This is a genomic window from Alteromonas ulvae, from assembly GCF_048987005.1.
GTDB lineage: Bacteria > Pseudomonadota > Gammaproteobacteria > Enterobacterales > Alteromonadaceae > Alteromonas.
In genome coordinates, this window is record NZ_CP185261.1 from 3,414,202 (window position 1) to 3,428,065 (window position 13,864).

General features: G+C 44.1%; 12 protein-coding genes. 7 read left to right on the plus strand and 5 right to left on the minus strand.

Features of this window, described 5'->3' with window-relative positions; genetic code table 11:
- Positions 1–17 precede the first annotated feature (17 nt).
- Complete coding sequence (thrA, locus tag ACOJR9_RS14875; protein ID WP_420933705.1) at positions 18–2,483, minus strand: bifunctional aspartate kinase/homoserine dehydrogenase I; 2,466 nt, start codon at positions 2,481–2,483, stop codon at positions 18–20.
- Positions 2,484–2,773: 290 nt separating this feature from the next.
- Positions 2,774–3,652 carry a LysR family transcriptional regulator gene (locus tag ACOJR9_RS14880; RefSeq protein WP_420933706.1) on the minus strand — a complete coding sequence of 293 codons (879 nt, stop codon included), beginning with the start codon at positions 3,650–3,652 and terminating at the stop codon, positions 2,774–2,776.
- 288 nt (positions 3,653–3,940) lie between these two features.
- Between ACOJR9_RS14880 and ACOJR9_RS14885 the strand changes: the two genes are divergently transcribed.
- The gene (locus ACOJR9_RS14885; RefSeq protein ID WP_420933707.1) at positions 3,941–5,098 is read left to right on the plus strand and encodes an S-(hydroxymethyl)glutathione dehydrogenase/class III alcohol dehydrogenase; all 1,158 of its coding nucleotides are present in this window, start codon (positions 3,941–3,943) and stop codon (positions 5,096–5,098) included.
- A gap of 199 nt (positions 5,099–5,297) precedes the next feature.
- Positions 5,298–5,969, plus strand: a complete 672-nt coding sequence (locus ACOJR9_RS14890; protein WP_420933708.1) for a hypothetical protein — start codon at positions 5,298–5,300, stop codon at positions 5,967–5,969.
- A 156-nt stretch (positions 5,970–6,125) separates the two neighbouring features.
- On the opposite strand, the gene ACOJR9_RS14895 is transcribed toward ACOJR9_RS14890, so the two are convergent.
- Positions 6,126–6,521: a response regulator gene (locus tag ACOJR9_RS14895; RefSeq protein ID WP_420933709.1), complete on the minus strand. Its 396-nt coding sequence runs from the start codon at positions 6,519–6,521 to the stop codon at positions 6,126–6,128.
- A 276-nt stretch (positions 6,522–6,797) separates the two neighbouring features.
- On the opposite strand from ACOJR9_RS14895, the gene aceK reads away from it, so the two are divergent.
- The 4 genes from aceK (at position 6,798) to ACOJR9_RS14915 (ending at position 11,131) form a co-directional block, all read left to right on the plus strand.
- Positions 6,798–8,528 carry a bifunctional isocitrate dehydrogenase kinase/phosphatase gene (aceK, locus tag ACOJR9_RS14900; RefSeq protein ID WP_420933710.1) on the plus strand — a complete coding sequence of 577 codons (1,731 nt, stop codon included), beginning with the start codon at positions 6,798–6,800 and terminating at the stop codon, positions 8,526–8,528.
- Between the two features lie 200 nt (positions 8,529–8,728).
- A complete protein-coding gene (locus ACOJR9_RS14905; RefSeq protein WP_420933711.1) occupies positions 8,729–9,409 on the plus strand; it encodes a response regulator transcription factor in 681 nt (226 codons plus the stop codon).
- Positions 9,406–10,830, plus strand: coding sequence for a sensor histidine kinase (locus ACOJR9_RS14910; protein WP_420933712.1), 1,425 nt, complete (start codon positions 9,406–9,408; stop codon positions 10,828–10,830). The genes ACOJR9_RS14905 and ACOJR9_RS14910 overlap by 4 nt, the downstream gene beginning before the upstream one ends.
- 124 nt (positions 10,831–10,954) lie before the next feature.
- On the plus strand, positions 10,955–11,131 hold the full coding sequence (locus ACOJR9_RS14915) for a DUF2986 domain-containing protein (protein WP_420933713.1): 177 nt from the start codon (positions 10,955–10,957) through the stop codon (positions 11,129–11,131).
- Positions 11,132–11,237: 106 nt separating this feature from the next.
- On the opposite strand, the gene ACOJR9_RS14920 is transcribed toward ACOJR9_RS14915, so the two are convergent.
- Positions 11,238–11,792, minus strand: a complete 555-nt coding sequence (locus ACOJR9_RS14920; protein ID WP_420933714.1) for a DUF3833 domain-containing protein — start codon at positions 11,790–11,792, stop codon at positions 11,238–11,240.
- Between the two features lie 199 nt (positions 11,793–11,991).
- The gene (locus ACOJR9_RS14925; RefSeq protein WP_420933715.1) at positions 11,992–12,618 is read right to left on the minus strand and encodes a chalcone isomerase family protein; all 627 of its coding nucleotides are present in this window, start codon (positions 12,616–12,618) and stop codon (positions 11,992–11,994) included.
- Positions 12,619–12,766: 148 nt separating this feature from the next.
- Between ACOJR9_RS14925 and ACOJR9_RS14930 the strand changes: the two genes are divergently transcribed.
- A complete protein-coding gene (locus ACOJR9_RS14930) occupies positions 12,767–13,846 on the plus strand; it encodes a 1-aminocyclopropane-1-carboxylate deaminase/D-cysteine desulfhydrase (protein WP_420933716.1) in 1,080 nt (359 codons plus the stop codon).
- The last annotated feature ends 18 nt before the right edge of the window (positions 13,847–13,864 follow it).

The following is a 13,864-nucleotide window of genomic DNA, read 5'->3' on the forward strand; positions in this document are numbered from 1 at the left end:
TAATTACTTTTTTGCGCTTAGTACGCCATTTGTTTCCAAGGCATCGTTCGCAAAATATCTGCAAACACACCGGCCGCGGTTACTGTACCGCCGGCCCCGTAGCCGCGTATCACATAGGGAATAGGGTTGTAATAATCACTGTTAATTGCTAGTGCATTTTCGCCGTCTTTCACTTGAGACAGCGGATTGCTTGGAGCCACAGCTTGAATACTAACCTTGCATTTTCCATCTTCAATACTGCCAATGTAGCGCAATACCTTGCCCTCGACCTTGGCGTTTTTAACGCGCTCTGCAAACCCCTCATCAAGCTCTAGTAGTTGAGTCATAAACTCATCAACCGAGCAGGTTTCTGCAAAGCCTGGAGGCAATACAGATTCAATCTCAATATCAGACAGCTCTAACGCAAGGTCTGCTTCACGGGCCATAATTAAAAGCTTGCGTGCTACATCCATGCCGCTGAGGTCGTCACGTGGATCTGGCTCAGTAAAGCCGTTTTGCTTAGCGGTTTTGGTCGCCTGAGAAAGCGTCATTCCTTCGTCCAGCTTTCCGAAAACATAGGATAAGCTGCCAGAAAGTATGCCTTCAAAGCGATGGAGAACATCGCCAGCGCTAAACAGCTTTTGAAGGTTATCGATAACCGGTAGCCCAGCCCCTACAGTCGTTTCATAAAGGTACTGACGGTTGGTCGCTTGAGCCGTTTTTCTTAGCTTGCGGTAATATTCCATGGCTGAGGTATTCGCCTTTTTGTTTGGCGTTACCACGTGGAATCCACTTTCCATCATGTCTACGTATTGATTTGCAATAGCTTCATGACTGGTACAATCCACGATAACAGGGTTCACTAAGCTGTTGTCATTCACAAACTGATCAAGACGCTCGACACTCAACCCTTCGCGGGCAGACTCTAGTGCGGCTTTCCAATCACCGTTTAAGTCAATACCTTGGCTGTTGAGTAACAACTTGCGGCTATTTGCCATGCCGTATACGCGCAACTGTATATTACGCGCTAGCAATGAGGGCTGCTGCTTTGCAATTTGCGCTAATAGTTCGCTTCCTACGTTACCGCAACCTACGAGAAATACGTCGATTGTGTGCCGGTCTGAGAAAAAGTTTTGATGAATAACCTTCACCGCTTTTTTCGCTCGCTTAGTCTCTATCACAGTAGAAATAGAGCGTTCAGAAGAACCCTGCGCTATCGCGACATTATTCACTCGTGCTTGCGCTAATGAATTAAAGAAACGAGCCGCAAGCCCTTTAGTCTGACGCATACCGTCGCCAACTAGCGTGACGATGGCAAGGTCGTTGCGCACTTCAATCGGGTCGAGTAATTGATTTTGTAGCTCTAACGCAAACGCATCTTCAAGCAAGTTGAGGGCTTTATTTGCGTCTTTGCTCTGTATACAAAAGCTAATAGAGTATTCAGAAGACGACTGGGTAATAAGGCTGATTGAGATATTGGCGTTCGACATAACTTCGAATACGCGGCTTGCCATTCCCACCATGCCTTTAAGGCCAGGCCCTGCCACGTTAAACATAGTGACATTATCAAGCTGCGATATACCTTTTACCGACGTCCACTTTTCACTTTTCTCATTGCTGATAAGCGTTCCAGGAGCCGCTGGATTAAGGGTATTTCGAATAAGGCACGGTATATGATGCTGAGCAATAGGGCCTATTGTTTTTGGATGCAGAACTTTTGCGCCAAAATAAGATAACTCCATCGCTTCTTGATAGGTAAGTTTATCAAGTAGTACTGCGCCCTCGACTTGATTCGGATCCGCATTGTAAACGCCGTCAACATCAGTCCAAATTTCGCAGCAGCTAGCGTCGATACACGCGGCAAGAATAGCCGCTGAGTAATCAGAACCGTTTCGACCCAACGTGACTTTCTGCCCTTCTTCGTTTGCAGCGACAAACCCTGGCATGATAAGAAATTCACTGCCATCAACTGGAACGTCCGTAAATCGTGCCTTACTAAGCGACACATCGGCAATGCTATCTAAGTACTCACCATCAGCAAGAATGTAAGTCACGGGGTCGATGATGCGATTAGTCACCCCTTTCGCAGTGAGAATGGCACTAAAGAGTGTTACCGAAATGTACTCACCAATACTTAAAATGCCCGCTGCCACGTTATCAGGGGCCACTCCGAGCAGATTAATGCCCTGTAGATGTTTCTTGAGTACAGCAAGCTGACTGTCGATAAAAGTAATAACGTGGTTGTATTCAAAACCGTCTAACTCATCATTTAAGCTGTTAGCGATGCCTGTCACTGTATCGTTTAGCTTATCAAGTAGCGGCTGAAAATCTTCGCCACCGGCTGCTTGTTCGCACAATAATGAAAGCGCATTGGTTACCCCTTTAGGGGCCGAGAGTACAACGGCAGCACCGTCGGTCTGGTGAGTAGCCATGCTAATCTCTGTCACCCGTAAATATCGCGGTGCATCGGCTAGAGAAGACCCTCCAAACTTTAAGACTTTCATATGCTACTCCTTAAGGTTGCGCATGCTAAAACGTGTCTAAAAAAAAACCCGCTCTGGTTGAGGCGGGCTTTCGTTGTCTTTTGCTTATTCGCACTAGTCACCGACCGCCCTGCTTGGGGTGGTAATGAACATGGTCATCGTGCGAATTGCTGAGCTCTTTTTCATAGGCTCAATTTGCCGTATAGACGTCTATCTGTCAACCGCAGTTTTCACCACACTGTATTGCATAAAGTGCAATACTAAAATCGAAACATTTCTTTTTCGTACATAAAAAGCTAATTAACGTAATATTAGCGGTCATCGGTGAGGTTTTCGGACAGAAAATCGACAAGCAGCCTAATTTTTGGTGCCACATTTCGGTTAGATGGAAACACGGCCCAAATGGCTTCTTGATTATCTTTATAGTCTGGTAAGACCTCTATAAGGTGTCCTTGAGTGATGGCATCTCTTACATAAAACCCGGGAAGTTGCGTTAACCCTAATCCGTTAAGCGCAGCTGCTTTTAGTGCATTTCCACTGTTATAGCGCACTCGACCGTTTACATTCAAAGTAGTAACTTGCTGATTGATAAGAAAACGCCACTGGGGCTGGGAACCTACTAACAGGCTATGCTGTTTTAAATCGTCAAGGGTACGAGGTATTGATGTGGTCTGAAGGTATTCTCGACTCCCACAGACATATAGCTGTCGCGTGGCCAATTTTTTTGCAATGAGTGAAGAATTGTCAAGTTTACCAATACGTATTGCTAAATCGAGTCCCTGTTCAATAATGTCCAGTCTATCGTTAGAAAATGTGCACTGCACACTGATACCAGAATAGATAGCAAGAAACTTGTTCAGCAACGGAGCAACAAATGCTTCACCAAAAGCCACCGGCGCAGTTAGCTTGATCAGTCCCTGTGGAGATTGCTGCAGCGCACTCACTGTGAGCTGAGCGTTTTCAAGCATGGCTAACGCTGGGTTAGTTTGTTCCAAGTACAGCGCACCCGCTTCAGTTAACGACACATTTCGCGTCGTTCGTTGCAGCAACTTTACTCCAAGTCGTTTTTCTAACGCAGCAACTTTTCGACTGATTTGCGCTACTGAGGTATCTAACTTATTGGCCGCGCCGGTAAAATTACCCACATTCGCAACGTTACAAAACTCAACAATACCATCTAAATTTTTCACCGCTATGCCTCGTGTATAAAGCTAATTATTTGTCGAAATCATTCTTTTTAATCCACTCTTTTAAACTAAGTATTTGATTGAGTGTTTGGCTTTTTTTTGATGAGCCGATGGCCCAGTCTCTTGCTCGATAAAATAGACAACAGAACAGCCAAAAGCCTATGGTGCTTTCACTATTATTACAAATAAGAAATAGTGATTTACTAAATCTGTATTTATCAATCGCTCTACCTCTCCTATACTCACACCATCAAACATCACTAACTCGAATGGTAAGAACAGGAGTAAAGTATGAGCTCGTTTCAAGATTCATTAGAAGTAGGCCAAACGCATATAAAATCCAAAGCAGCAGTGGCGTGGGGCCCCGGCGAGCCACTTAAAATGGAAGAGATAGATGTTGAGTTGCCCAAAAAAGGCGAAGTATTAGTCCGTATAAAGGCGACCGGTGTCTGCCACACCGATGCATTTACCTTATCAGGTGAAGATCCTGAAGGTGTTTTTCCGTCAGTACTTGGCCATGAGGGTGGCGGTATTGTCGAAATGGTAGGTGAGGGAGTAACAAGCGTAGAGGTTGGCGATCACGTTATTCCTCTTTACACCGCTGAATGCGGCGAATGTAAATTCTGTACGTCAGGCAAAACCAACTTATGTCAGGCAGTGCGAGCTACTCAAGGAAAAGGCTTAATGCCTGACGGAACAAGCCGCTTCTCGAAAGACGGCGAGCCGATTTATCACTACATGGGCTGCTCCACGTTTTCTGAGTTCACTGTTTTGCCAGATATCTCGTTAGCTAAAGTCAACAAGAACGCCCCCCTTGAAGAGGTGTGCTTATTAGGTTGTGGTGTCACTACCGGTATGGGCGCGGTTTTAAATACGGCGAAAGTGCAAGAAGGCGACACGGTAGCCATTTTTGGATTAGGTGGTATTGGACTGTCAGCAATAATCGGTGCGCGTATGGCGGGTGCAAAACGCATAATTGGCATTGACATAAACGAGAGTAAATTCGAATTAGCGAAACAACTCGGCGCTACCGACTTGGTGAATCCAAACGATTACGACAAACCCATTCAAGATGTCATTGTTGAGCTTACTGATGGCGGCGTAGACTATTCGTTTGAATGTATCGGTAATGTTGATGTAATGCGCTCAGCACTCGAATGTTGTCACAAGGGGTGGGGAGAGTCGGTTATTATTGGTGTGGCGGGGGCTGGCCAAGAAATTTCAACCAGACCTTTTCAGCTTGTTACCGGTCGAGTGTGGCGCGGTTCTGCCTTTGGTGGCGTAAAAGGTCGCTCACAGTTGCCTGGAATTGTAGAGCAATACTTAAACGGTGAATTTGGCCTACAGGAATTTATCACTCACACCATGGGGCTAAACGAGATCAACGAAGCGTTTGACCTAATGCATAAAGGTGAAAGCATTCGATCTGTGGTTCATATGGATAAGTAGAATTCATGGAGAACAAGAATGTTCTAATACGGTGCCTATGCAATAGATAATAGTGCCCACTAAAAGCAATGAACACTGCAAAAGCTCTCCTTGCTAACAAGATGGACTTTTGTAGTGTTCATTAGTTAGCCGTTATTGCATATTAATGTCATAGTAGTAATCACAATATCAATAGTGCACTGATCGCATAGGAAAGTTTATGAACTTAGTTACAGTAAAAAAAACGATCTCTTCGATGTTGGCAATGTCGCCTGTTGTTTTAGGCTTTTTAGGGATATTGAGCATGTTAGGAACGTTAGCCTCGTTAAGTGCTAGCGCACCTGCCATGGCAGCAACACAACAGCAAAGTGAAGAGAGTCAAGACATTAATAACTTAACGTCATTGACCAACCTTCAAAGTAATAACGACTTTATGCTCTCCTCTGGGTTACCGGCTAAAGCACATTTAGCACTACTAAAAGAAGACGGCGTTGCCTATGTTGTCGATCTGATCCCAGGCGATCGCTCTCAGGAGATTATGAATACTGCGGAACTAGGATTGAACTACTTCAACGTTCCTGTTGAGTGGGAGAAACCGGTACTCACCGATTTTTTAAACTACTCTGCGTTTATGCAGCGGGTAGATAAAGCGTCAGAAAAAGTGCTTACCCACTGTAAGTTGAATTGGCGCGGTGCCTCATTCACTTACCTTTACAGGGTGAACGTGCTCGGTGAGGATGAAAATATTGCCAAGAATGATTTACTGGCCATTTGGCAGCCTAACCCAATTTGGTATGCCTTTATGGAAGGCGTATTTGCTCACTACAATGCAATAAATAACACAAATAATGTGATGTCTTTTGATGCTGCTATTCCAGAAACCAAAAGCTAACAGTAGCCTTTAAATAAGCTACATAAGCGATTCAGTCATAAACGTGAGCGAGTGATGTGCAAATAGAACGCGGCATTGGTTACCAACCTGCCTAAAACATCCACTCTTAGCGGAGACTCTTTATGTTTAAAGGCGACACGACCAACTTATCAAAAACTAACCCGCGAGCACTTCCTTTTCTAAAGTGGTAACGAAACCAAATTTTTTAAGCACTGATTGTAAGCGCTCAGGCTGGAGCGGCTTCTGGACAAAATCAAGCGCACCTAACGATGCGACTTTTCTGTGTATCAACGGCTGAATATCGCCTGACACAACAATAACAAACGTCTCTAGACCTCTGCGTTTTATCTCTCCCAAAACACTTATTCCACCAAGTACTGGCATGGTCAGGTCGAGTAACATCAAATCGATAGAGTGGTAGGCTAATACCTCAAGCGCATCAACTCCGTTTGACACCTCATACGCTTTTTCAACAAAACCATCAGGCAAACTTTTTCTCATCATCTTGCGCGCTAACGGTGAATCATCGCAAATTAGGACATTGAAACTCATTGAAAACTCTTCGCTGCGTAGTGTCGACGTTTTGAATGTACCCTAAACTAAAGTATAAGAAAACAAAATAAGTCGCTAATTATCGACAACTTACCGATGAAACAAGTGGCATCTGCGTACCATCTGCATTATTTTATTAACCTACATTAGATCTTTTTCGCGCCACATCCTGTTGCCTGCGTTACCTTTTTATAGGCAACGCTGTCAGTGCAGCCTCTATATGAAAAGTTCGATGACATAGCCAATTGACGCTTGCTTTTGCTAAGGAACACATTAATGCAAAATATCCTATCGCCCCAAGAAACAAGCTTAGCCAAAAAGGCCGCCTATCTGGTGTTATCTCATTTCGACAAAAGCTACCGCTGGTTTACTCGAATTACACGAGGCGCACAACAGCGGTTTGAAAAGGGTAACTGGAAAGAAACCCAATTGGCATCTAGAGAGCGCATCAATATTTATGAGCAAAGTTTATCCGACGCCGTTGCCGAGATTTACCACCTTACGTCGGTACACAAAAAAGACGATTTATTCTGGCAAGAGTTAAAGAAAGTTTTTGCCCTTCAATTGGAAGGACATCCACAATTTGAACTTGCCGAAACCTTCTTTAACTCGGTGATTGGTCGCATATTCAAACACCGAAAAATAGATGATGACATGATGTTTGTGCATCCGAGTCGCTGCTTTTTACCCGGTCAGGATAGGAATAAAGTGATCAATAGTTTCGATACCACCACCACGGTGAAAGAGATGTATGAAGCTATTTTCAAGACGTATCGGTACAACATTCCGTTTGAAGATTACGAGCGCGATCTGCAGAATCTGGAAGACGCACTGCGCGCTCGCCTTTCGACATCTCAACTTGCCAGTGTGCAGGCTGTAGAAATACTCAAGCCTACCTTTTTTAGAGGAAAAGCCGCTTATTTGATTGGCCGAATTTGTATGCCAGATGAAACGCTGCCCTTTGTCATTGCTATGCGTCGTTACAATGCGCCAAATATGTTTGTAGATGCTCTGCTTACCGACAGAAAAGATCTAAGCGTTATCTTCGGCTTTGCTCGCAGTTATTTTATGGCCGACACACAAAACCCTGCGGAAGTCGCCGCCTTTCTGCAAGAGCTACTGCCGAATAAAAAGAATTTTGAATTGTATATGGCGCTGGGCCATTACAAACACGGTAAAACTGTGTTTTATCGCAACTTTCTTTCTCATTTAGAGGCCTCAGAAGACCACTTTGAGGCAGCGCCTGGGATACGGGGCTTGGTGATGATGGTGTTTCACCTCCCCTCGTACGGCGTAGTGTTTAAAATTATAAAAGATGAATTTGCTGAAAGTAAAAAAATCACACGACAGCACGTGAAAGACTGCTACAAACTAGTGAAGATGTCTGACCGCATCGGCAGAATGGCCGATACCCACGAATATGTGAATTTTCGATTTCCACTTGACCGAATAGCGCCAGAATTAATTGAAGAGCTCAAAGAAACTTGCGCTTCCAGTTTAGAATTCACTGAGGATGAGCTCGTCATAAAGCATATGTACATTGAACGCAAAATGACGCCCCTCAACCTTTATCTTCAGCAAGAAACAGATGATGATAAGATAACAAGCGCATTGGATGAACTTGGTATGTGCATAAAACAAATTGCGATGGCCAATATTTTTCCAGGCGACATGCTGCACAAAAACTTCGGCATCACGCGCCACGGTCGCGTCATATTTTATGACTACGACGAAATTTGTCTTATGAATGAACGACACTTCCGCTCGCTACCCAAATCTGATGACCCGTATGCCATTGATACACTCTCAGTAGGGCCTAACGACGTATTTCCAGAACAATTTGAACACTTCATTGTTGGTAAGCGCAAGTTCAAAGATATCTTAAAAAAACTTCATGGCGACCTGATGACTCAAGAATATTGGCGCAGTGTGCAAATAAAGTGTGAGCGAGGCGATGTACAACATTTCACCCCTTATGCAGCGAGTAAGCGTTTCAAGCGTGACTAGGGGGGCTGTCGAGTGCCTTCCCGTTCGCATGCGCGTAAAACCCGCGGTGAAATGATTTAAACATGGCCACTAGAATGAAGGCTATTTTTATCGCTCAAAAGGGGTAAAAGTGATCGCTTTTTGTCTTCTTTCACGTAAAAGACATCGTAAGCCAATAGCGGCCTTACGTTTCGTTTCAACCTAAAAGTAGAAGTGTAATCATGAAAGTGTTACTTGTAGAAGATGATCCAAAGGTTGCCTCGCACATCGCAAATGGACTGTTGGGCGAAGGTCATGAATGTATTACTGCGGGTGACGGAGCATCTGGCTTTAGGGAAGCAACATCAAATGAGCTTGATGTTGTGATACTTGACGTAATGCTTCCAGAATACGACGGTTTCACTGTTTTAGAAAAACTGAGGGAAGCCGACAACAACACTCCAGTCCTACTGCTAAGTGCAAAGAGCCAAGTGGAAGATAAAGTACGCGGTCTGCGCACAGGTGCAAACGATTATTTGACTAAGCCATTTGCGTTTGAAGAGTTGCTCGCCCGCATTGAGGGGTTAGCGGGTCGCGCAAAAGAAGGTGATGACAAAACGCTAATTAAAGTGGGTGACTTAACTCTCGACCTAGTTAACCGCAAGGTACTGTGTGGAGATCAAGAAATTGATTTGCAGTCAAAAGAGTTTCAATTACTTGAGTGCCTGCTGCGCCACAAGGGTAAGGTAGTAACCCGGAGCATGTTGCTTGAGCAAGTGTGGAATTACCACTTTGACCCCCAGACCAACGTGATTGACGTGCATATTAGCCGACTGCGCCAAAAAGTGGATAAAGCGTTCAACGTTCCCCTCATTGAAACGGTAAGAGGTACGGGTTACCGAATCGCCGATAGCGCTACATGATAGCAATTCGCGACTTCACGAGAAGTTCTAGTTTTCGTGTTGGCGCGCTGCTTACCACACTGGCCAGCGTAGCAATTATTCTCATTGTTTACTTTTGGCGACTAACAAGCAGCGACCTTTTTATAACAGAATCTACGGCGGCGATTAACGCAAAGATTGCCGCTCTTTCTCAGATATACAATTCTTTGGGTATTGATGCGGTAAAAGAAGCCATCGACAGTGGAGAGTTTTCACGTTCCACGATGGCTAATAATTCTGCATCGACTACCAGCGCCTCATCCGACGAACTCCCCAAGTCCGTTCGCTCTTTCGTGGTATTAAGTCAAAACCAACAGTTTGTCACCGGAAATCTTGCCAGTATTCCGCTCATTCTAGAGCGTCACGAACACGCAAACTTCAACACGGCTGAAATTGTTATCTCGCTGCCTAATAGCGGAGAGCGCAAAACCCTTCGAAAGGCATTAGTGCGCGAAGTGGCCTTAGGCAACTACACGCTAATTGTAGGTCGTGGAATTGACGACTTATATAGCGCCCAATGGTTTGGCAGAGCATTTAGCTGGATTATTGTGGTGCTGCTTTCTATGTTGAGCGTGCTCAGTTTTGCAATAGCCGTCTATGTGGTCAATCGCATTAATCGAATGTCCCAAACCGCAGACAAAATAATTAAAACTGGCAACTTAGAAGAACGTTTAGAAATAGATAGTAATTGGGACGATTTAAGCAGTTTGTCTGCCGTGTTTAACCAAATGTTAGATACCATAGAAAGCTCGGTTAACAATATCAAGACAGTAACAGACAGTATTGCACACGACCTCCGTACCCCTTTAGCTCGTTTACGCAATACGCTAGAACGAATTGACGACGATAAGCTGCGTGATGAAACAACTCACGAAGCAGATAATCTTCTCAATATGTTTAATAGCTTGCTGAGGATAAGCGGGCTGGAGACCACCAACAAAAAAGAAGGCTTTTGCAGTACCAATATACAGGCGATAGTTGAAGATGTTGTAGACCTTTACCACCCGTTAGCGGAGGACAGAAATATAACCCTTACTAGCTCGTTGCAGCCCATCACCATGATTGCAGACCCCAACTTGCTGTTTCAAGCTGTCGCAAACGTGCTCGATAACGCACTGAAATACTCCCCAGATGGTAGTCGTGTGGTGGTGCAATTAACATCGACGAAAACACATCACATTATATCCATTAACGACGCGGGAATGGGCGTAAAAGAGAACGAACTGGAGAGCTTAGAACGTCGTTTTTATCGTGCAGATGGCAGCAGAACAAGTAAAGGCAACGGCTTGGGGCTGTCTCTTGTCTCTGCCATTGTTAAGCTACACGAAGGCCGTGTGTGGTTTGTACACGACCCACTCATGAATGGAACGGGCTTAGGCGTGGTGCTTAGCTTCAAGCACTAGGTGGTCATACTTTTTATTATAGCTCCTTGACTTAAAAAACTGTGCCCGACCACATGTAACTGTCACGTATGCACGTTAACACTCTATAATGCATAACATCGGAAATTCAGTGAGGGAATTGGTTTTGAATCGTCGCAAAAAAATCATCAAAAAACTTCAGAAAAAAGACAAAAAAGCGAACGCTAAATTGCACAAAAGCGGCAAGCCCGCTTATGTTGCTAAAGCTGAAAGAGAAACATTATTAGCCGAATCAGTCATTAACGAACGCTTCGATGTCACCGAAAAAAGTGCATGTGAGTAGCGGTTATCACTTATATAGTGGTGCCCGCTACTCTTCTCCCCCAAAATGTTTTTCAGGCGTTGTAACGCAGTTAAAATGTGAGGCCAACAACAATGCCAGTTTGTGACTACTCTTGCTTTTGCATGAATATGGTAACCTCGGCCATTACGATGCCGAATTTACGAATATAAGAACGATTCATCATAGTTGTTTCATCAAAAGCCCAAAACCAGTCGTCAAAGGTTACTGAATAACTAGTGTCGTCAACAGGTAAATCCATCTGGTAATGGAAGTTGAAAGCATTTCCGTAAGATGTGCCGGCAGCAGGTCCATCGATGTCGCCAGCGTTTCCAACAAAGGTACCGTCGCTTTGTTTAACAATTTTCCATGTGCGGGACATTGGACCTTCACCAACACCATAATCAAAGCTTTCATCGAGTGTTAACGTGTCACCGTCAATAGAACCATCAATATCCACTTTAAAGCGCTGCACTACTTCGCCTGAGCGATTTTGGACGATGCCCCACGCTTTAACATCACCATCAAAAAATTGCTCGATGTTGAAAGCCGGCTTTACAGAGGTATAGTCTTTACCTTCCACCGAAACCGAACAACCACTCAGTGTTACTGCACTTACTCCCAATCCTGCTAGTGCATATGCAGCGCGTTTCAATGATTTCATAATTATCCTGTTCTTTACTCTATTGCTAACATTAAAAATAGTAATTAAGCCTTGCTAATATTTCCGCTTCATTTTCCTAATGTGCTGTTAACTAAATGGCTTTTTACCAACCGATTATTGACAAATGCCTCTATTCTAAACAGCTCACTACTAAAGGTCTCACTCCAAAACAGAAAGGCCTCGCCGAACATAACGCAATTTATTTGATGCCGAGCAGCGCTCTTCTAAACTTAGGCTCTGAGGTATTCTCACCTAACCAAATATCAAAAAACTTTTGCGTAAACTCTGGGTCTTTGACTTCTCCGGCACTTTCGCCGTTGAAGTAGAATAAGGCGTTGCCTTCTTCGGTGGCTACGCCTGTTAATACGTCGCCCTCTTTTACATCCGGGAAAATATCTACCATGTCTTGTAACCAGCGCTTGGCTTTATCTGAATCAAGCTTTGCCTGCTTTTTCATCTCATCGATAGAACGCTCTGCTATTTTTTTACCGTCCAGCGAGCGTTGGTACTTTAAAGTTAATGCAATTGGCTTTCCTTTCTCATATTCTCCTTTAGGAGCAAACAACGTAGCCTCATAAACGTCGAATAAGTAATAAGTAAACATGTCTTTGCCCACAACTTCTGCGTTGGGGACGCTTTCAGATACTGGCGAAGGCAAAGCAGCATTTGATGCAAAAGATTCACTCATCAGAGAAATACTCATCATTGTTAAACTTAAAAAAGCAGCTCGCTTCACGACTGAGTGAAACGTACTCATGAGCGAGTTTTGCTCTTCTAATAATCTGTTTGGGGTTACTGGTTTAGTACACACTGATTTAGCTCTCATAATTTTTCCCAATATGAAGCGCCAACGTTAATTTTAATTGCCTTATTTGCCAAGCTGACACCTCCACATTTTCCATGCTTTTTTATTTGTTACCTTATTAGGTATACTGCAAGCAGATAATGAATGATCAGTTGTGACAGCCTAACCTGTGAATAAATTAACAGCTTTCGAGCAAACACTTACACTGCCATCACCGTTAGAAGTGTTCACACCGGATTGGCCTGGTGCCGAAGATGTGACTATCTATATTAAGCGCGACGACAAAATTCATCCTGTGGTGTCTGGTAATAAGTGGCGAAAACTGCAACCGTTTATTCATGAATACACGAAGCAATATCTAGGCGACGTTCCATCTAAGGATGAATTATCTCAAAAGGCTGATCGGCTCTCATCGGGCGCTAGAGGATCTTCTGAAGCTCAAGACTCTGTCAGACTCATCAGTTTTGGTGGTGGCTTTTCAAATCATCTTCATGCATTAGGTTATGTATGTCATACGCTAGGCATTCCGCTTACAGCCATTATTCGCGGTGACTATTCTGCGACACCAACACCAATGATTAGTGACCTGAATTCATGGAACGTCGATATTGAGTATGTTGACCGAATAACCTACAAAAAACGAGAGTGTGCTGAATACCTCAACACACTAAAAGAGCGCTTTTCCCCAGCCATTGTCATCCCAGAAGGGGGAAGCCAAAAGCAGGCAATTGAAGGGGTTGCTGAATTAGTTGGTGAAATTACTGAAGCGCTTGCTACCAATCACAATACCCAGTTCGACACTGTTATTGCCCCTGTAGCCAGTGGTGCCACAATGGCAGGTATTGTCAGTGCGTTAACGCCAAATCAGCACGCTATTGGTATTGGCGTGCTTAAAGGCCAAGATTACTTGGAATCCTTAGTTAATCAGTTCTTACCCGCCGACCTTGTGGCAAAAGAAATTTTGACAAAAGAACTCGCAGCAAAAGCGCCTGCGAGCAATGAAGAAGAAAATAAAGCAAACAGTAACTGGCATATTAACCATGAATATCATTGCGGTGGATATGCAAAGGCGCCGCCCTACCTAAAGGCGTTTTGTGAGCACTTTAACCACACCATGCCCTTTAATATTGAGCCTGTTTATTCCGGCAAAGTATTTTTCGCATTGAAAGATATGCTTAAACAGGGCACATTTAAATCAGGTAGTAAGATTATTGTCTTACACACCGGCGGACTTCAGGGTGCTCGCTAAGCACATTGCTCATTTGTG

What these genes read in the sequence shown, in the direction of transcription:
- ACOJR9_RS14925 (WP_420933715.1), bottom strand. Translation starts at nt 12,618, where the DNA reads ATGAGAGCTAAATCAGTGTGTACTAAACCAGTAACCCCAAACAGATTA.
- ACOJR9_RS14920 (WP_420933714.1), bottom strand. Translation starts at nt 11,792, where the DNA reads ATGAAATCATTGAAACGCGCTGCATATGCACTAGCAGGATTGGGAGTA.
- thrA (WP_420933705.1), bottom strand. Translation starts at nt 2,483, where the DNA reads ATGAAAGTCTTAAAGTTTGGAGGGTCTTCTCTAGCCGATGCACCGCGA.
- ACOJR9_RS14895 (WP_420933709.1), bottom strand. Translation starts at nt 6,521, where the DNA reads ATGAGTTTCAATGTCCTAATTTGCGATGATTCACCGTTAGCGCGCAAG.
- ACOJR9_RS14910 (WP_420933712.1), top strand. Translation starts at nt 9,406, where the DNA reads ATGATAGCAATTCGCGACTTCACGAGAAGTTCTAGTTTTCGTGTTGGC.
- ACOJR9_RS14885 (WP_420933707.1), top strand. Translation starts at nt 3,941, where the DNA reads ATGAGCTCGTTTCAAGATTCATTAGAAGTAGGCCAAACGCATATAAAA.
- ACOJR9_RS14905 (WP_420933711.1), top strand. Translation starts at nt 8,729, where the DNA reads ATGAAAGTGTTACTTGTAGAAGATGATCCAAAGGTTGCCTCGCACATC.
- aceK (WP_420933710.1), top strand. Translation starts at nt 6,798, where the DNA reads ATGCAAAATATCCTATCGCCCCAAGAAACAAGCTTAGCCAAAAAGGCC.
- ACOJR9_RS14890 (WP_420933708.1), top strand. Translation starts at nt 5,298, where the DNA reads ATGAACTTAGTTACAGTAAAAAAAACGATCTCTTCGATGTTGGCAATG.